Source organism: Alcaligenes sp. 13f, from assembly GCF_020496585.1.
GTDB classification, from domain to species: domain Bacteria; phylum Pseudomonadota; class Gammaproteobacteria; order Burkholderiales; family Burkholderiaceae_B; genus Alcaligenes; species Alcaligenes phenolicus.
In genome coordinates, this window is the sequence record NZ_JAHKKC010000006.1 from 11,036 (window position 1) to 30,236 (window position 19,201).

General features: G+C 57.0%; 16 protein-coding genes. 12 read left to right on the top strand and 4 right to left on the bottom strand.

The annotated features are described in order from the left end of the window. The first annotated feature begins 13 nt into the window (after positions 1-13). From KOE80_RS06335 to KOE80_RS06365, 7 genes are all read left to right on the top strand, one after another. Entirely contained in the window at positions 14-1,132 is a 1,119-nt protein-coding gene (locus tag KOE80_RS06335; protein WP_226348648.1) for a metallophosphoesterase family protein, read from the top strand. Further along, positions 1,122-3,743 (top strand): AAA family ATPase, encoded by a 2,622-nt coding sequence (locus KOE80_RS06340; protein WP_226348649.1) that lies wholly within the window; start codon positions 1,122-1,124, stop codon positions 3,741-3,743. The genes KOE80_RS06335 and KOE80_RS06340 overlap by 11 nt, the downstream gene beginning before the upstream one ends. Positions 3,744-3,772: 29 nt before the next feature. Then, on the top strand, positions 3,773-4,510 hold the full coding sequence (gene rph, locus KOE80_RS06345; protein ID WP_026482596.1) for a ribonuclease PH: 738 nt from the start codon (positions 3,773-3,775) through the stop codon (positions 4,508-4,510). A 153-nt stretch (positions 4,511-4,663) separates the two neighbouring features. Further along, positions 4,664-5,275 (top strand): RdgB/HAM1 family non-canonical purine NTP pyrophosphatase, encoded by a 612-nt coding sequence (gene rdgB / locus KOE80_RS06350; protein WP_009453909.1) that lies wholly within the window; start codon positions 4,664-4,666, stop codon positions 5,273-5,275. A 4-nt stretch (positions 5,276-5,279) separates the two neighbouring features. Continuing rightward, positions 5,280-6,494, top strand: coding sequence for a radical SAM family heme chaperone HemW (gene hemW, locus KOE80_RS06355; RefSeq protein ID WP_226348650.1), 1,215 nt, complete (start codon positions 5,280-5,282; stop codon positions 6,492-6,494). A gap of 227 nt (positions 6,495-6,721) precedes the next feature. After that, on the top strand, positions 6,722-8,134 hold the full coding sequence (gene glnA, locus KOE80_RS06360) for a type I glutamate--ammonia ligase (protein ID WP_021446603.1): 1,413 nt from the start codon (positions 6,722-6,724) through the stop codon (positions 8,132-8,134). Positions 8,135-8,257: 123 nt separating this feature from the next. Beyond that, complete coding sequence (locus KOE80_RS06365) at positions 8,258-8,716, top strand: GNAT family N-acetyltransferase (RefSeq protein ID WP_226348651.1); 459 nt, start codon at positions 8,258-8,260, stop codon at positions 8,714-8,716. 56 nt (positions 8,717-8,772) lie between these two features. Here the strand turns inward: KOE80_RS06365 and KOE80_RS06370 are convergent, their stop codons facing one another. Next, the gene (locus tag KOE80_RS06370; RefSeq protein WP_060185059.1) at positions 8,773-9,702 is read right to left on the bottom strand and encodes a LysR family transcriptional regulator; all 930 of its coding nucleotides are present in this window, start codon (positions 9,700-9,702) and stop codon (positions 8,773-8,775) included. A 102-nt stretch (positions 9,703-9,804) separates the two neighbouring features. Between KOE80_RS06370 and KOE80_RS06375 the strand changes: the two genes are divergently transcribed. Both KOE80_RS06375 and KOE80_RS06380 read left to right on the top strand, forming a co-directional pair. Next, entirely contained in the window at positions 9,805-10,998 is a 1,194-nt protein-coding gene (locus KOE80_RS06375) for an MFS transporter (protein WP_196784021.1), read from the top strand. A gap of 125 nt (positions 10,999-11,123) precedes the next feature. Beyond that, on the top strand, positions 11,124-11,885 hold the full coding sequence (locus tag KOE80_RS06380) for a MauE/DoxX family redox-associated membrane protein (protein ID WP_226348652.1): 762 nt from the start codon (positions 11,124-11,126) through the stop codon (positions 11,883-11,885). A 95-nt stretch (positions 11,886-11,980) separates the two neighbouring features. Here KOE80_RS06380 and KOE80_RS06385 read toward each other — a convergent pair whose 3' ends face one another. From KOE80_RS06385 to KOE80_RS06395, 3 genes are all read right to left on the bottom strand, one after another. Next, complete coding sequence (locus KOE80_RS06385; protein ID WP_060185062.1) at positions 11,981-12,763, bottom strand: ABC transporter ATP-binding protein; 783 nt, start codon at positions 12,761-12,763, stop codon at positions 11,981-11,983. Next, positions 12,760-14,424 carry an ABC transporter permease gene (locus KOE80_RS06390; RefSeq protein WP_226348653.1) on the bottom strand — a complete coding sequence of 555 codons (1,665 nt, stop codon included), beginning with the start codon at positions 14,422-14,424 and terminating at the stop codon, positions 12,760-12,762. Before KOE80_RS06390 ends, KOE80_RS06385 begins: the two co-directional genes overlap by 4 nt. Positions 14,425-14,518: 94 nt before the next feature. Further along, complete coding sequence (locus KOE80_RS06395; protein WP_026482587.1) at positions 14,519-15,562, bottom strand: Fe(3+) ABC transporter substrate-binding protein; 1,044 nt, start codon at positions 15,560-15,562, stop codon at positions 14,519-14,521. A 308-nt stretch (positions 15,563-15,870) separates the two neighbouring features. On the opposite strand from KOE80_RS06395, the gene KOE80_RS06400 reads away from it, so the two are divergent. The 3 genes from KOE80_RS06400 to recG all read left to right on the top strand — a co-directional run bounded on the left by KOE80_RS06400 (position 15,871) and on the right by recG (position 19,201). After that, positions 15,871-16,647 carry a ferredoxin--NADP reductase gene (locus KOE80_RS06400; protein ID WP_042480593.1) on the top strand — a complete coding sequence of 259 codons (777 nt, stop codon included), beginning with the start codon at positions 15,871-15,873 and terminating at the stop codon, positions 16,645-16,647. A 73-nt stretch (positions 16,648-16,720) separates the two neighbouring features. Further along, positions 16,721-17,107 carry a Rid family detoxifying hydrolase gene (locus KOE80_RS06405; RefSeq protein WP_026482586.1) on the top strand — a complete coding sequence of 129 codons (387 nt, stop codon included), beginning with the start codon at positions 16,721-16,723 and terminating at the stop codon, positions 17,105-17,107. A 12-nt stretch (positions 17,108-17,119) separates the two neighbouring features. Then, positions 17,120-19,201, top strand: a complete 2,082-nt coding sequence (gene recG / locus KOE80_RS06410) for an ATP-dependent DNA helicase RecG (protein ID WP_226348654.1) — start codon at positions 17,120-17,122, stop codon at positions 19,199-19,201.

A 19,201-nucleotide genomic window follows, 5' to 3' on the forward strand; every position in this document is an offset into this window, starting at 1 on the left:
ACTAAGGGCAGTCATGCTACGAATCCTGCATACAGCCGATTGGCAAATAGGTCGCCAGTACTCGCGTTTCGAGCTGGAGGACGCGGCCGCGCTGGCTGAGGCGCGTTTCAAGGCTATCGAGAAGCTGGCCGCGCTGGCTGCAGAGCATCATGCCGATTTGTTGGTAGTAGCAGGCGACGTCTTTGATTCGCAGACCCTGAGCGACCGCAATCTGCGCCGCAGTTTCAATGCCATGGCGGGTTTTACCGGCCCCTGGCTGCTCCTGCCCGGCAACCATGACGCGGCTTTGAGCGAAAGCGTCTGGACACGCGCGCGGCGATTGAACTGCATGCCCGATTACGTGCATGTGCTTGATACACCGGCGCTTTTTCTGCTGGATAGCCTCAAGCTTGCGGTCCTGCCTGCGCCTTTGACCCAACGCCAGACCTATCAGGACTTGAGCGACTGGTTCGATCAGGCCGAAAGCCCGGCAGGCTACTGGCGTTTGGGTTTGGCACACGGCAGCGTCAGCGGGGTGCTGGAGCATCTGGACAGCCATAACCTGATTGATCAGAACCGTGTACAGCGCGCCAAACTGGACTATCTGGCGCTGGGCGACTGGCACGGCACCGTCAAAATCAACGAACGCTGTTACTACAGCGGCACACCCGAGCCGGACCGCTTTCGGGATAACGATTCCGGCCAGGCCTTGCTGGTGGAAATCAGCGAACCGGGCGCAACGCCTGTGGTTCAAGCCTTGCCGGTTGCCCAGCACCCTTGGCGCAGCATCCAGCACCATTTGAATGACGACACGGATCTGGACCTGCTGGAGCGGGAGTTGAATGCCTTGGCCGATCAAAGCGTGGTGGAGCTGGAGCTGTCGGGCCAACTGAGCCTGAGCGGTTTTGAACGTCTGGAGAGCATTCTGGGACAGGCCCAAGCTCGTTGCCGCGCCTGGGACTGCCAACGCGCGGCCTTGCGTCTGGCACCTTCTGAAGAAGATCTGGACGCCTTGCAAGCCGATGGCTATTTGCAGGCCGCATTGAAACAGTTGCAGGAGCTGCGTCACGGCAGCCAGCAGCAAGCCGCTGAAGATGCCTTGCTGATTCTGGCCGGTTTGCTGCGCGATAAGGAAGGTGGTCATGCACATTAAGTCCCTGCGCGTAGAGCAATTCAAGCGCTTTCGCCAGCCCGTCTCACTGGATAAGCTGGAGCCGGGCCTGAACATCATCAGCGCCCCGAACGAGGCCGGTAAAAGTACCCTGGCCGAAGCCCTGCGCACGGTGTTTTTCGAGCGTTATGGCACAGGCAGTCTGACAAAAATCCTGCCTTGGGGCGATTCTTCAGCCGCACCGGAAATCGAGCTGGATTTCAGTCTGAACGGCCAGGACATGCGACTGAGCAAGCGTTTCCTGAAGCGCAAACGCTGCGATTTATACATTGGTAATCAGCATCTGGACAATGACGAGGCCGAACAATACTTGGCTCAGCAAATGGGCTTTGAGTATGCCGCCAAAGGCAGCAGCCAGGCCCGTAACTGGGGCGTGCCGGGCCTTTTATGGATTGAGCAAGGGCAGGGCCAGGACCTGCGCAGCTCGGTCGAACACGCCAGCGGCACCTTGCAGCAGGCATTGGGTAGTGAAATTGCTGATCTGACCAGTGCAGACGGAGATTATCTGATCGAACAGGCCCAGCAACAGCTGGACCAATATGTGACTCAGGCTCAAGGACAGCCGCGCGGCGTCTGGCTGGCAGCGCAGAAAGAAGCCAAGGAGCTGGAAGAGCAGTTACAGAGCCAGCAGTCTGCCTTGCAGCAGTATCAGCAATGGGTGGACGAACTGGCGCAGGCCCGCAAACAAATTGCCCATGCCGAGGCTAACCGTCCTTGGGAGCAGCTACGCGAGCAAGCCAAACAAGTGCAGGTTCAGTTACTTCAAGCCCGCCAATTGCAGGAACGCGCCAAGGAACTGCAACAAGCGCTGAGCATGTTGGCAGAGCGTGAAAAGCTCTACCAACAAGCTGGGGAACGCGACCAGGAATGGGCTCGCCAACGCAGTCAGCGCGCCGAGCAGGTCAAATCCTTGGGAGCCAAGCTGGAGCAAGAGCAGGGCACACTCAACAACCTGAACCAGCGCCTGGAGCAAGCGCGCAGCCATAAAGACGCCAGCCTGCTGGAGCAGGAGCGCGCCCGTACCTGGCAGCAATGGTTTCAGGATCAAGCCAGCTTTGAGGGCACACAGCAGCAATTGCAGCAGGTGCAAGGGCAACTGGAAGAACTGGGCAAGCTGGAAACCCAACTGGCGCAATGCGGGGCCGCCTTGGTGCAGCTGAAAATCAGTGACGAGGCCCTGGACCAATTACGCCAGCAGCACCAGCTGATTCAGCGTTTGCAACACCAGCTTGAGACGATTTCCACCGAATTGCAGATCGAACTGCAAGACGGAGCCAGCCTGTTGCTGGATGGCGCATCCATTCAGGGCCAGCACCGCGCCCACCTTAGCGCCAGCACTCTGATTGAGCTTCCAGGAATGGGCCAGTTGCGCATCATTCCAGGCGGCCGCGATCTGGGCAAGGTGCAGCAGCAATTGGCGCAAACCCAGCAGGAATACGCACAGGCACTTGGCCAACTGGGCGGAAAAAGCCTGGAAGAGTTGGAACGCCGCCGCGAACAATATCGGGAACAAGAGCAGCAAGATCGACTGTTACGCAGCTCCATGAAAGCACTGGCCCCACAAGGCAAAGCGCACTTGCAAGGTCTGGTTCAGGCGGCTCAACAACGCGTAGCCCCACAACGCCCACAAGGCGAGGCCATCGAGGCCTCGGAGCTGGGCCGTATCGCCCAGGCCGCCACCATGGCCGAGCAGCAGTACCGTGCGCTGGAAAGCGACTGGCATGATGCCCGCGAAGCCGTCGCCCGCACCCAGGCCCGTCTGGAACAGGCCCAGGCTGAAGCCAATAGCCTTGAACAACAATGGGCTGACCCACAACGCCAGCAAGCACAGCAGGAGCGCGAGCAGCAATGGGGACAACTGCGCCTGCAACGCGAGCAGCAACTGGCCGATCAAAAGGCGTTGGAAGCCGAACTGGCCGCCTTGCCCGTCTCGGTTCTGGAGCAGGACCTGGAACGTCTGGAGCGCAGCGCCCAGCAGCAGGAGCAAAGCTATAACGAGGCCCGACTGGCCGCCCAACTGGTGCAAACCAAGCTGGAAACCCACGGTGCGCAAGGCCTGGAAGAGCAAATCGACCAGACCTCGCTACGTCTGCACGACTGCCAGCGCCGTTGTGCCACTTACGAGCGCCGTGTCACAGCCCTGCGCCTTTTGTTGTCTGTCCTGCGAGAACAGCGCAACGCCTTGACCCAGCAATTGCACGAGCCTTTGCAAAAGCACATCAACCACTATCTGCGTCTGCTTCTGGGCAAGGCACGGGTGGAGTTGGACGAGTATCTGGCCCCGCGCTGGCTGCAACGCGATAGCGGGCAAGGGCTGGCCGACGATATTGATGGCCTGAGCTTTGGCGCACGCGAGCAAATCGGCCTGATTGCCCGTCTGGCCTATGCGGATTTGCTGCAACAGGCAGGCCGTCCTACCTTGCTGATTCTGGATGACGTACTGGTCCACAGCGACAACGATCGCCTGGGGTCCATGAAGCGCATTATTCACGACGCTGCCCAACGCCATCAGATCCTGCTTTTCACCTGCCAGGCCGATAAGTGGATGGACATGGGTGTTGCGCTACGGCCCGTCCCGCAAGGCGTACAATAGGCGTTTTGAATTTTGTCCGGAGCCTAGCCTTGTCTGAAAACGCTACGATTGCACGCCCCTCGGGTCGATCTGCTGCACAATGCCGTCCTATCGAACTGGTGACCGGGTTTACCCGTCACGCCGAGGGCTCGGTCCTGATCCGTCTGGGTGAAACCCATGTTCTGTGCAATGCCAGCGTGCTCGACAAAGTCCCTCCCTTTCTGAAAGGTAAGGAACAGGGCTGGGTAACAGCGGAATACGGCATGCTGCCTCGCTCCACGCACACGCGCTCGGACCGTGAAGCGGCCCGTGGCAAACAAAATGGCCGTACCCAGGAAATCCAGCGTCTGATCGGCCGCAGCCTGCGCGCTGTCTTTGATCTGAAAGCCCTGGGCGAGCGCACCATTCACATTGACTGTGATGTTCTGCAAGCCGACGGCGGCACCCGCTGCGCCAGCATCACTGGGGCCTGGGTCGCAGCCAGCCTGGCCGTACGCAGCCTGCAAGAGCAGGGCAAGCTGCAAGCCTCGCCCATTCTGGATCAACTGGCGGCCGTCTCGGTCGGCGTGTTCGAATCCAACCCCGTCCTGGACCTGGACTACCTGGAAGACTCCGCCTGCGGCGTGGACATGAATATCGTCATGACAGGCAGCGGTAATCTGGTGGAAGTGCAGGGCACCGCCGAAGGCCAGACTTTTGCACGCCCCACCTTGAATCGCTTGCTGGATCTGGCCGAACAGGGCATTGCCGAGCTGATGCAAGCCCAGAAACAAGCCTTGCAGGGCTGATCGCGATGAAACGGGTCTGTCCTGCTCCCTGCGCGACACTGCCAGGTAGCGGGACAAACCGCTATTGGGACGCCGTCCCATGCAGCACACACTGCCTGGCACGGCGCCTTGCCATTTTTACTGAACAGGGCGCTTTGCCGCCTGCTGCGACTTATGAACACTGAATCCAAGCGTGTCGTCCTGGCCTCCAACAATGCCGGCAAGCTCAAGGAGTTTTCCGCCATCCTGGCCCAGGCCGGTATCAGCATGGTTCCTCAAGGCCAATTGAACATTCCCGAGGCCGAGGAACCCTTTGCCACTTTTATCGAGAATGCGCTGGCCAAGGCCCGTCATGCCAGCCAATTAAGCGGCTTGCCCGCCTTGGCCGATGACTCCGGCCTCTGTGTGCGCGCCCTGGACGAAGCCCCCGGCGTATATTCCGCCCGTTTTGCCGCTCGCGAACTGGGCGGTGAAAAGTCCGATGCAGCCAATAACGCTTTGCTGGTCCAGCGTCTGCAAGGACAAAGCGACCGTCGCGCCTGTTATGTGGCTGTTCTGGTGTATGTGCGCCATGCCCAGGACCCACGGCCTATCGTGATTGAAGGCGTCTGGGAAGGGGAGATTCAGGATCAACCCGCTGGCGAGCACGGCTTTGGCTATGATCCTCACTTTTATCTGCCAGAGCTCAAGCAAACTGCGGCGCAGCTCTCTCCTGAAGTGAAGAACAAATACAGCCACCGGGCGCAAGCCATGCAAGCCTTGTTGGCCCGTCTGGCCGCCGAGTAACACCATGACTGTTTTCTCTCCCGAGGTACGCATCCGGCCTGGCTCCGGCCCGGCCACCTTGCTGCCCAGCCTGCCACCCTTGTCCGTCTACGTGCACGTGCCCTGGTGCGTGCGCAAATGTCCATACTGTGACTTCAACTCACACGAAGCACCCGCTGAACTGCCCGAAAACGAGTATCTGGACGCCTTGCAGGCCGATCTGGAACAAACCCTGCCGCTGGTCTGGGGCAGGCAGGTAATTTCCGTATTTATCGGTGGTGGCACGCCCAGTCTGCTGTCAGCCCAGGCGCTGGACCGCATGCTGGCCTTGCTGCGTTCCCACCTGAACTTGCTGCCCGACGCAGAAATTACGCTGGAAGCCAATCCTGGAGCTTCCGAAGCCTCGCGCTTCATGGATTTTGCACACAGTGGCGTGAACCGGATTTCTTTGGGCATTCAGAGCTTTAACGATGAGGCCCTGAAAGCGCTGGGCCGCATTCACGACAGCCAGCAAGCGCAACAGGCTATTGAAGCCGCCATGAAAGCCGTGGACCGCGTGAATCTGGATGTCATGTACGCCTTGCCGGGCCAGACCCCAGCGCAATCCGAGCAGGACATTTTGCAGGCCATGTCTTATGAGACCGAGCACTTGTCGCTCTACCATTTGACCTTGGAACCCAATACCGTCTTCGCGAAATACCCGCCGGTCTTGCCCAATGACGACGACAGCGCCGCCATGCAGGACCGCCTGATCGAGCTGACCGCCAGCCGCGGCTGGAACCAGTACGAGATCTCGGCCTACAGCAAGCGCGGTGGCCATAGCCGCCACAATCTGAATTACTGGGAATTTGGCGACTATATCGGCATAGGCCCGGGAGCCCACGGCAAGCTGTCCTTTCACGACCGCATTATTCGTACGGCTACCACCCGCAGCCCGGCGCAATGGATGCAGAACGCCATCAAGCGCGACGGCAGCCACTATGCTCACAATGCCCGTGTCACACCCAAAGACTTGCCCTTTGAGTTCATGCTGAACGTGTTGCGCCTGAAAGAGGGCGTACCCGCCCAGTACTTCCAGGAACGCACGGGTGTGCCCCTTGCGAACATCCTGCCCGTGATCAAGCGCAATATCGAGAAAGGTTTGCTGGCTTCCGATCCGGTTCGTATTCGAACCACCGATTTAGGCTGGCGATTCTTAAATGATTTACAGGAAGCATTCCTTCCTGATGAAGGTTCCTGACATTTAATTGTTTATTTAAGACATTTTTTATTGTGCATCTGCACAATTGCTCTACAATTAATTTCTGGTAAGTCCTATGCCATAACTACTTTATCGGTATTGCGCTGTTTGGATCAGATTCAGCGGCAATCCCGATAAACGTAATTAAGACCTGCCGTAGTGGGTTACACAATGATCCGCGCCACTCCTCCTCACTTTTTGTTAACGTCATTGACGCTGGAGTAACCATGTCCTCCCCCGAAGATGTTCTGAAGATCATCGCCGAACGCGAAATCACGTTTGTCGATTTCCGCTTTACCGATACCCTGGGCCGTGAGCACCACTTGACCACCCCCGCACACGCGGTGGACGAGGATCGCTTTGAGTCTGGTGTCGCCTTTGACGGCTCTTCCTTGCCTGGCTGGAAAGGAATCGAAGCCTCGGACATGTTGCTCATCCCGGACGCCAAAACCGCCCGTATGGACCCGTTCCGTGAAGAGCCCACCCTGATTCTGACCTGCGATGTGGTCGAGCCTTCCGATCTGAAAGGTTACGACCGCGACCCACGTTCGTTGGCCAAGCGTGCTGAAGCCTACCTGCGCTCCAGCGGTTTGGGCGATACCGCGTACTTTGGTCCCGAGCCGGAATTCTTCGTGTTCGACGGTATTACCTGGAACGACGACATGTCGGGCAGCTTCGTGAAGATTCGCTCTGAAGAAGCTCCCTGGTCGCGTGGTCTGGAACTCAATGGCAACAACCTGGGTCACCGTCCTGGCGTCAAAGGCGGCTACGTTCCTGTTTCGCCTACAGACTCCTTTGCCGATCTGCGCGCTGAAATGTGTTTGCTGCTGGAACAGCAGGGCGTTCCTGTTGAAATCCACCACCACGAAGTGGCCGCTCCCGGCCAGCTGGAAATCGGTACACGCTTCTCGACTCTGGTCGAGCGTGCGGACTGGAACCAGATCATGAAGTACACCATCCATAACGTGGCTCACGTTTATGGCAAAACGGCGACATTCATGCCCAAGCCCGTGGTCGGCGACAACGGTTCCGGCATGCACGTGCACCAGTCCATCTGGAAAGACGGCCAGAACCTGTTTGCCGGTAACGAGTACGCTGGTCTGTCCGAGTTCGCGCTGTTCTACATTGGCGGCATCATCAAGCACGCCCGTGCCCTGAACGCCATCACCAACCCCACGACCAACTCCTACAAGCGTCTGGTTCCGCACTTTGAAGCTCCAGTGAAACTGGCGTACTCCGCCCGTAACCGCTCGGCCTCGATCCGCATTCCTTACGTCAGCAACCCCAAGGCGCGTCGTGTGGAAGCCCGCTTCCCCGATCCAATGGCCAACCCATACCTGGCCTTCTCGGCCCTGATGATGGCCGGTCTGGACGGTGTGCAGAACAAGATTCACCCCGGCGATGCAGCCGACAAGAACTTGTACGATCTGCCCCCCGAAGAAGATGCAAAAATCCCAACCGTTTGCGTGTCGCTGGAACAGGCGATCGAGTCCCTGGACAAAGATCGCGAATTCCTGACCCGTGGCGGTGTGTTCAGCAATGAAATGCTGGACGCCTTCATCGAGCTGAAACAAGCCGAAATCACCCGTCTGCGTATGGTTCCGCACCCAGTCGAATTCGACATGTACTACAGCCTGTAAGATCGAGGGCACTGGTTTTGGCCAGTACGATCAAAAAGAGCGGCTTTCGGGCCGCTCTTTTTATTCTGCCCTTGGACGATTACCATACGCAGTCACCCAAACTTTATCGTCATGGAAGTAAAGATGGACCTGGTTTTTCAATGGAAACGGTTGGACGATCTGTCCACGCGGGAAATGTACTCAATCATCCAGGCTCGCGAGGCGGTGTTTGTGGTGGAGCAGGAGTGTGCCTACCAGGACGTGGACGGCCTGGACCTGGATTCCTGGCATTTGTCCGTGCTCAAGGACGGCGAGCTGGCTGCTTATGCTCGCGTTGTCGAACCGGGCTTGAAATATGATGAGCCTTCCATTGGCCGTGTCCTGACCTTGGCCAAGTTCCGTAGCCTGAAAATCGGCTACGCGCTAGTGGCTGAAGCGATCCGCTTTACGGAAGCCCACTATCCTGGCGCAGGCATACGCATTGGCGCACAGGCGCATTTGCAGAAGTTCTACGGCTCTTTAGGTTTTGAGCCTGTGGGCCAGATCTACGACGAGGACGGCATTCCTCATATTGATATGGTCAAAGCAGCCGTCATTGCTTGATATAGCGTCGGTTGCTGCAACGACGACTCAAGCTCAAACCCTACAAGGCCCCCAAGTTAATGGGTGTTTAATCCAGGCAAGGTGCCGATATCAGCTTGGGCCTTCAGATACTCAATCAAGGCACGTGCCGAGTTCGACAAGTGTCGTCGATGCGTATACGCCAGTACCAGACGCAAAGGGGCAGGCGGCAAGGGCAGGGGAACGGCAATCAGACGCCCTTGGGCGATTTCTTTCTCACATCCCTGCCGCACCAGAATCGCAAAACCTAGCCCTTTGACGGCGCCAGCTCCCGCCAGCAAACCGCTATTCACACGAAAGCGGCTGGGGACGTTCAAAATTTGAAAGCGACCATCGGGCAAGACAAACTGCCAGGCTTGGCCATCCAAAGCCGTATCGGTCGTAATGCAGGGCAACTGTTCCAACTCTTCCAGGCTGCTGGGCATACCGTATTGCTCGATCAAGGCAGGTGCCGCCACGACCTGGCAATCAAAAGAACACAATTCCTGCACCACCAGACTGCTGTCTGGCAGAGCACCCCGACACATCAATAAGGCCAGGTCAAAATCCTGCGCCAGCACACCAGGGCCTTCCAGGTTGGTTTGACAATGCAGTTCCAGATCCGGATGCTGGGCCGCAAAATCCGCCAGGACACCCGCCAATAGAAACGGCCCCACCTCGGATGGAATACAAATCCGCAAGCGTCCCGACAAACGGGTGCGTTGATCCAGCAAATCCTGTTCAGCCTGCTTTAAGGCTCCCCACCAGGGCTGAACGGTATCAAACAAGCCCTGGCCCACACTGGTCAAACGCAGTTGCCGGGAACTGCGCTCCAGCAAGCGCTGACCAATCTGCCGCTCCAGTTGCGCCACATAACGGCTGACATTGGAGGTCGGCAAATCCAGCACCTGAGCTGCAGCCGTAAAACTGCCACTTTCGGCTACCTGGATAAAAACCCGCAAGGCATTCAAATTCAGCTGAGGAGCCATGGAATTATCCCGGTTTTGATAATTTAATATTCGAATTATAGAGACTACATATCAAAACCGCGAAGAATTAGGCTAGAGGCCTCTTTCTTTATGCGTATCATCATGTCTGATTCTGAAGTGTTTCGTCCCCGGCTGCGTGCCCGTGCCGTGTCTTTTATCCAGTTTGTTCATGCTCTGGAATTCATGGCCTTGACGCCTTTGTTTGTCTGGATGGCAGTGGACTTTGATGTTCCTGCCACCTACGCCGGCTATGCCGCTTCCGCCTATATGGGCGGCGCCGCTTTATCGGGCGTCCTGGCTGCACGCTGGATGCACCGCGCGGCACTAAAGCCTTTACTGCTCCTGGCACTGATTCTCTTGGCCGTATTAACCGCTTTGGGGTCCATCAGCTCCGAATTCGGGCTATTTATCTTGCTGCGTCTGGGAGCTGGTTTGCTAGGTGGTTTTTTAATGAGCGCCGCAACGACTTTACTGCTGCATGGCATGAATGCCGAGCAACGTACCGACGCGATTGCCATTGTGGTCAGCGCCTTTGCCTTGGTCAGTATCGCCGGAATGCCCGCCACCTTGTTCATCGCCGTGGAACTGGGCTGGCGTATCGCATTGATGACTCTGGCCGTGCTCTGCCTGCTTGCCGTCGCAATTGCTCATCGCTATCTGCCTTCCAACCCTTGCGTTGCAGCGCAACCCTCACCACTGGCTCTAGGTAAAGAGGCCTGGCGCTGGCTAAGCCTGCCGGCTATTGCGCAGGCAGGCTCACTATTACTGATCCCGGTCCTGATCCCCGTTTTGGCGCTACGCTACGACACTCAAGCACAGCAAATGCCTGTGATCTTCATGTTGGGCGGTATCGCCGCCTTGATCGCCTCCCGCCTATCCGCTACGGGCATCAAAAAATGGGGCGAGACCCGTCTATCTGATCTGGGTACGTTGATCTTGCTCTTGTCCTTGATCATGCTGGCCCTGGGGTGGGGAACAGCTCACGTATTCATGATTCTGTTCATGACGGGCAGCTACACCCGTCTAGTCTGCGCCAGCGCCCGCAGTACCAGCTACCCCACTCAAGCTCAGCGGGGCCGCTTCATGGCTTTGCAAACCACAGGCAACCACATCGGCAGCTTTATTGCTCTGGCTATTCCCTCCCTACTGCTCCGCACTCTGGATGTACCCGTGCCAGACCTTCATGTCTTGCTGCTCCTGACAGCGTTTGTTGCCCTTGTTCTGCCCATTTTCATGCGATGTGCTGCCACCCAGCCCCTGAGACCTTACGATCAGGCAAAAACAATCGATCACTAACACTACTAAATCACTACACCTGCTTACTCACACTTCCTGACACCTGGTTTAGGGTGTCAGATAAACGCTTGCATGGCGTCAGGGGAGGGCTTCCGACAAACAGCATCACGTCAAAGGAGTCGCATATGGCTACACACACCGCCAAACGCGCCGCGCTTTACCGCATGGTGACGGCAGAACATATCTGTCCCTTCGGACTTAAGGCACGCGCACTGCTCAAACGTAAAGGCTACGAGCTGGACGATCACTGGCTCAGGAATCGCGAAGAGATTGACGCTTTCAAGGCCAAGCATCAAGTCAGCACAACCCCCCAGACCTTTATCAATGGAAAACGGATAGGGGGCTATGACGAACTGGTCGAGTATTTCGGTGGGAAGGTCAAGGACAAGGATGCCGTCAGCTACACGCCCGTGATCGCCTTGTTTGTGATGGCTGGCTTGATGGCGCTAGCTGTTTCCTGGGCGGCATTCGGACAGATTGTCCTGCTCCAGGCGCTGGAATGGTTTATTGCCATTGCCATGTGTTTGCTGGCCGTGCAGAAGCTCAAAGATGTGGACGGCTTTGCCACTATGTTCCTGAACTACGACTTGCTGGCCCAACGATGGGTGCGCTACGCCTATCTGTACCCCTTTGGAGAAGCAGTGGCAGGCGTGTTGATGCTGGCCGGTGCCCTGATGTGGCTGTCTGTGCCCATCGCCTTATTTATTGGCAGCATCGGTGCCTGGTCAGTGTTCAAGGCGGTCTATATCGACAAGCGCGAACTGAAATGCGCTTGCGTGGGTGGCGACAGCAAGGTGCCCTTGGGCTTTGTCTCTCTGACTGAAAACCTGATGATGGTAGCGATGGCGGTCTGGATGCTGATCAAGCCATCCATCATCAGCGCTTAGAGGACACTCAGTTCACCGTCCACCCGGAAGAAAGCGAGAGCTACCAGTCCAATATGGCAGCATGGGGCACACTAGAGCTGCCGTACTTGCAACTACTACGCAGGCTCGCCACGCAAAAAGGCCTGGGCCCGTTGCGCCATGATGGCTTCGCGGCGGATGAAGTCCGCCACAAAGTCATTCACAGGACGATGGTGCAGGCTGTAAGGCGTATCCCACTGGATGATCTTGCCAGCCTGCATCACACCAATACGATCGGCAATCGCAAAGGCTTCAGCCTGATTGTGGGTGACCAGAATCGCGGTAATGCCTGCGCTTTTCAGAATGTCGCGCACCTCAAACGCCAAGCGCTCGCGGGTATCCACATCCAGATTGGAAAACGGTTCATCCAGCAACAGCAGAGAGGGTTTGGGAGCCAAGGCGCGTGCCAAAGCCACGCGCTGCTGCTGGCCGCCCGACAATTCATGCGGATAGCGCTGCGCCAAACGGGACAGATCGACCAGTTCCAGCATTTCCAGTACTCGGGCCTGACGCTGGGCTTTATCCCATTTGCGCAGACCAAAGGCCACGTTTTTTTCTACCGTCAGGTGAGGAAAGAGGGCGTAATCCTGGAACATCATACCCACATGGCGGTCTTCCGGCGGCACTTGCTGAGACACAGCCGACAAGACATGGCCATTCAACAGAATATGTCCGGCACGCAAAGGCTCGAAACCGGCAATGGCCCGCAAGACCGTGGTCTTGCCACAGCCCGAGGCCCCCAGCAGACAGCCGATTTCCCCTTGGGGCAAATGCAGGCTGAGCTGGTCAACAACCGGCCGAAAACCTTCAGACGTTTCGTAGGACAGAGTAATCGCCTGCAAATCCAGAAAATCGTTCATGATGCGCGTGGGCCAGAGGCCATCAATTGAGTACGTGCCAATAAAATAACGGGGATCAAACCGGCCAGCACAATGGCCAAGGCGGCAACCGCGCCTTCCTCATAAGTCCCACGAGCCGCTTCCGCATACAGCCAGGTTGCCAGGGTCTCGAAATTCATCGGACGCAGCAACAAGGTCGCAGGCAGCTCCTTCATGGCATCAACAAAAATCAGCAAAGCAGCCGCGCCCATGGCGGGGCGCAGCAAGGGCAAGTGCACACGTTTCAGCGTCCCCACCGGGGTTTCACCCAATAAACGGGAAGCCTGCTCCAGCGATGCCGGGATTCGAGCCAGCCCGGCTTCAATACCGCCAACCGAGATCGCCAGAAAGCGTAGGGTATAGGCCAACACCAAAGCCAGCGTTGAACCCATCAACAACAAACCCGTCGCCGAAACACCAAACCAGGACATAACTTGATTGTAGAAAGAGTCAAACATGACGAGGGGCGTCAACAGCCCAATCGCCAATACGGTTCCCGGAATGGCGTATCCCAGACTGCTGACACCTGCCAGAAAACGGGCCAGACGCGGTTTGCGTCCCGAACGTACTGCCCGAGCAGCCCAGGCGACGACCAAGCCACAAGATAGGGTCGCGATAGTGGCCAGCGCTGCGATATACAAGGTGTTCCAGGCGCTGCTCAGCAATTGCGCCGACACACCGCCCGCCAAGCTCACATGCTTGATGGTCTCATTCAACAAATACAGGGAGGGGGCCACAAAGCCCACCAGCACGGGCGCTACACCCAAAGCAATGGCGATACAGGCAGCGGAGCCTTTCAACCGGGTAGGTCGAATGGGTTCGGAACGCTGATTACTGGAATAGGCTTGGCGGCGGCGACCATAACGCTCGATGCTGATCAACGCCGCCACCAGACAGAGCATGGAAACAGCAATTTGCGCGGCACCCGCCAAATCCGAGCGCGTCACCCAGGTGGTGTAAATAGACACCGTCAGGGTCTGCACGCCCAGAAACTCGGAAGCACCAATATCGTTCAGGGTTTCCAGCAAAGCCAGGCTGACACCCACTGCAATCGCGGGGCGGGCCATAGGCAACACGACCCGGAAAAATACGCTACGGCCCGATTCACCCATAATGCGGGCAGCCTCCAGCAAGCTGGCCGATTGTGTCGCAAACATGGCGCGCGTGCTCAGGTATACATAGGGGTAGAGCACCGAACCCAGCAGAAAAATTGCGCCACCCAAGGAGCGCAGATCTGGCAAACGGAATTCACGCGGGCTGCTATAGCCCAAGACGTAGCGAATGGCAGACTGAATCGGGCCAATCGGATGCAGCAAATCCAGATACGCAAAGGCCACGATATAGGTCGGCACTGCCAGCGGCAGCAACAAAGCCCATTGCAAGACCCGTCGCCCGGGAAACTCGTAGGCGGTAATCAGCCAGGCCGACCCCACTCCCAGACAGCTCACCACCACGCCGACTCCCAGGAGCAGCAGCAAGGTATTGCTCATGGCTTGAGGCAGAACGAACTGGAACAAATGCGACCAGTGCTCAGTCGAACCGCCTAAGGCGTGGGTCAGCAGGGTAATCACAGGCGCTGCCACGATCAGGGCAATCACAGCGGCAGCCAGGGACCAAAAGGGCAGACGACGAAAAAAGGGCATTATGAAAGGCTAGGTATTACAGGCGCTTAAATGCGCGACGACCGCCGCTCTGATTTCTCAAAGCTGGCGGTCGTAGAAAAAGAGTAGGGCGATTTTAGTTGTCGAAGCCAACTTTATCTACCAACTCGCTGGCTTGTTTGCGATGTTTGGCGATTTCAGTCAATGGCAAAGGATCAATCGTCATGGGGCCGAAGCTGGCAACCACGGGGTCCAGCTCAACACCGGCGCGCACGGGGTATTCGTAGTTGGCCTTGGCATACAGGCTCTGGGCTTTCTCGGAAACCAGGTACTCCAGCAGTTTGACAGCGTTGTCCTTATTAGGAGCGTGCTTGGCCACAGCGGCACCGGAAATATTCACGTGTGTGCCACCGCCCTTGGTATCAGCAAAGGTTGGACGCACCACATTGATGGCTTCGCCCCATTTGTAGGCATCGCTACCAGGCTCGGAGTTTTTCATGCGACCCACGTAGTAGGCGTTAGCAATACCCACATCACAAATGCCGCCCAGAATGTCGCGCGCTACGTCACGGTCACCACCGGCAGCCTTGCGGCCCAGGTTGTCTTTCACGCCACGCAGCCACTGTTCCGTCGCTTCTGCACCGTTATGCGCAATCATGGCGGCGACCAAGGCTGTGTTGTAGGGGTGCTGGCCGGAGCGAATACACACCTTGCCTTTCCATTTTGGATCGGCGAAATCTTCGTAGTGAATGCTCTTCACATCCACGTCTTTAGCCACATAGGCCACGCGATCGCGCAAGGACAGGGAGTACCACTGTTTGTCGGCACCGCGCAGATTGGCGGGAATGGCGCCGTCCAGAGTGGCGGACTCAACGGGCTGAGTAATTCCGGCTTCTACCAGATCCAGCAGATTACCGATGTCCACCGTCATCAGAATGTCGGCAGGGGACTTGTCGCCTTCGGTTTTCACGCGCTCGATCAGGCCATCTTTCACAAACACGGTATTGACCTTTACGCCTGTGTCTTTGCTGAAGGTTTCCAGCAGAGGAGTAATCAGGCCAGGTTCGCGAGTGGTGTAGAGGTTGACTTCGCCAGAGGCAAAAGCCGCCATCGACATAGTACCCATAGCGGACAGAAGCAAAGCTTGGGTCAGGGCACGGCTACGAAGAGTAAAGCGCATTATCAACACTCCAAAACAGGCGTAAATAGCGTAAAAACCGGCAGTAAGCCAGAAAATGTGAATGATTATCAAACGTATGCAGAAACTAGGCAAGAGCTATTTGAATGTAGGCCCGTTTCCAGGCTGGAAATCGCCATACTGTCTGTGCCAAAGCAGGAGAATGGCGGCTCATGGAACTTAATGGTAAGTCCTGATTGCGATCAAATCGTATTGCTGAATGAGCATGGATTTACCTGGGGAACTCGGTACAATGGACAAATATTTGCTTACTGATCCGGGCAATGTTGCCCCTCTATACGACAACTAACATGGCAGCTTTCAATACCGAACAAGTGCTCAGCGTCCACCACTGGAACGACACCCTGTTCTCATTTACCACCACCCGCGACGCCGCCCTGCGTTTTCATAATGGGCACTTTGTAATGATCGGTCTGGAAGTCGATGGCAAGCCGCTGATGCGCGCTTACAGTATCGCCAGCGCCAACTACGAAGAAAATCTGGAGTTTCTCAGCATCAAGGTACAGGACGGTCCATTGACCTCGCGCCTGCAACACCTGAAAGAAGGCGACACCATTCTGGTCAGCCGCAAACCCGTTGGTACGCTGGTAATTGACGACCTGCGCGCAGGCCGCAATCTGTTCCTGTTTGGCACTGGCACCGGTCTGGCTCCGTTCATGAGCATCATCAAGGACCCCGACACCTACGAGCGTTTTGAAAAGGTGGTACTGGTTCACGGCGTGCGTTTTGTCAGCGAACTGGCGTACTCGGATTTCATCCAGAATGAATTGCCGCAGAACGAATACTTTGGTGAAGTGGTACGCGAAAAACTGCTGTATTACCCCACTGTCACCCGCGAAGAGTTCCGCAATACCGGCCGCATTACCGACCTGATCGAGACCGGCAAGCTGTGCGAAGACCTGGGCATTCCTCAACTGGATCCCGCTCAGGATCGCGCCATGTTGTGCGGCAGCCCCGCCATGCTGGCCGATATCAGCGCCATGCTCGATAAACGCGGTTTTGAAGTGTCGCCCGGTGTAGGTCAACCCGGTGACTACGTGATTGAACGCGCCTTCGTGGAAAAATAATCACGCCAAGATCTGTTAATTTTAGCTATAGGCGCTTAAACTCTGATAGTACAACACTCATCAGAGGTTTCTTATGACTAAGCAAGTTGTCTTCACCGATGCCGCTCCGGCTGCCGTAGGCCCATACTCTCAGGCCATTATTGCTTCGGGTGGCAAGACAGTATTTCTGTCTGGCCAAATCGGTCTGGAGCCTGCCACAGGCGAACTGGTATCTGAAAATTTTGAAGGTCAGGTACGTCAGGCATTTGCCAACCTGGAAGCTGTGGTCAAAGAAGCTGGCGCCAACCTGAGCGACATCGTCAAACTGACGTTGTTTTTGACAGATCTGTCCCGTTTTGCCAGCGCCAACGCCATCATGGCCGAACTGATTCCCCAGCCTTTCCCCGCACGCTCCACCATCGGTGTGGCCAGCTTGCCCAAAGGCGCTCAGTTCGAGGTCGAGGCTATCCTCAATTTCTAAAGACGTATTGCCATGACCGCAGGTCGGCCTGCGCCTCAGGCCAAACGGGCTGCGCCGCGCAAGGCGCTCAGTCTGGACCAGAAGTTTGAAAAGCTCGGCCTACGAGAGCCTGCCGACTTCGTGGTCCATCTTCCTTTGCGCTACGAGGACGAGACTCAGGTCGAGCCCATCGCCCATCTCTACCCTGGCAAGATGGCGCAAATTGAAGGGCGTATTCTTAGTACGGATGTTCAGGCTCGTCCCCGTGCGCAGCTCCATGCCCGTATTGCCGACGAAAGTGGCGAGCTGGCCTTGCGCTGGCTGCACTTTTATCCCAGCCAGCTCAAGCAGCTGCAAGGGGATTTGCCCCTGCGAGTACGCGGCGAAGTGCGCCAGGGCTTTCATGGCCTGGAAATGGTGCACCCCAAAGTCACCAAAGCCGGCCAACCCCTGGCCCGCGCCTTGACCCCTGTTTACCCCACGACTGATGGCTTGAGCCAGGTACAGCTGCGCAAAGCCATTGCCGATGCGCTCAATAATGCAGACCTGCGCGACACCCTGCCTGAAGAAGTTCGTAGCGAATATGGCCTGATGCCGTTTAACGAGGCTATCCGGCTGTTGCATTACCCACCGCCCGAGCTCAGCTACGACGATTTGTTCGAACACGGCCATCCGGCCTGGAGCCGCATCAAGTTTGATGAATTGCTAGCGCAGCAATTGTCCCTGGCGCAGGCTCGTGCTGCGCGTCAGGCTCAACGTGCCAAGCCTATGCGTGAAGGCAATAGTGACCTGGCTAAAGCCTTGCTGGCTTCGTTGCCCTTCAAGTTAACGGCCGCTCAGAAACGCTGCGCCAAGGAAATCAGCGCGGACATGAAGCGTTCGTATCCCATGCACCGGCTGTTGCAGGGAGATGTAGGCAGCGGCAAAACCATTGTGTCGGCCATTGCCGCCGTGCAAGCCATTGCCAGCGGTTTTCAGGTGGCCTTGATGGCACCGACTGAAATTCTGGCCGAGCAGCACTATCTGAAAATGCGCGCCTGGCTGGAGCCTTTAGGCGTCGAACTGGCCTGGTTAAGCGGCAGCTTGGGCGTCAAAGCTAAACGTCTGGCTTATGAGGCCATCAGCTCCGGACAAGCCAGACTGGCCATCGGCACCCAGGCCCTGATTCAGGACAATGTGCAGTTCCAGCAATTGGGCTTGGTGATTCTGGATGAACAACACCGCTTTGGTGTTGGCCAGCGTCTGGAACTGAACCGCAAAGGGGATGCGCAGGACAAGAAAGGGCAAGCCTACTTGCCGCATCAACTCAATATGAGTGCCACGCCCATCCCACGTACCTTGGCCATGGCTTTTTTTGCCGATCTGGATGTTTCCGCGATCGACGAGTTGCCCCCAGGCCGCAGTCCCATCATTACCAAGCTGGCCGCCGATAATCGCCGTGATGAAATCATGGCGCGCGTCCGGGCTGAAGTTGCCCAAGGTAGACAAGCCTATTGGGTCTGCCCCTTGGTCGAAGAAAGTGAAGCCCTGCAATTGCAAACCGCCGTCGATACCCATGCGGCTCTGGAACAAGCCTTGGCCCCCTTGCGGGTAGGCCTGATTCATGGCCGCTTGTCCTCAACGGAAAAAGCGGACGTCATGGAAGCGTTCCGTAGCGGCAATCTGGACGTGCTGGTCGCAACCACCGTGATTGAAGTCGGTGTAGACGTACCCAATGCTTCTTTAATGATTATTGAACACGCCGAGCGCTTCGGCCTGGCCCAACTGCACCAACTACGCGGCCGGGTAGGGCGGGGACAGATTCAATCCGTTTGCGTCTTGCTGTACCAGGCACCGTTGTCGGCCATTGCCCGCCTGCGTTTGCGCGCCATGTATGAAACCACCGATGGCTTTGAAATTGCCCGCCGCGACCTGGAACAACGCGGCCCGGGCGAGTTCATGGGCATGCGCCAATCCGGGCAGGCAGGCTTGCGTTTTGCCAGCCTGGAGTCCGATGAAGATTTGATCGAGCAGGCCCAAACATTGGCCAGCACCTTTCGCCGTGATTATCCAGACCACGCTCACCACCATTTACAGCGCTGGATGAAGGGCCGGGAAGAATTACTCCGTAGTTAA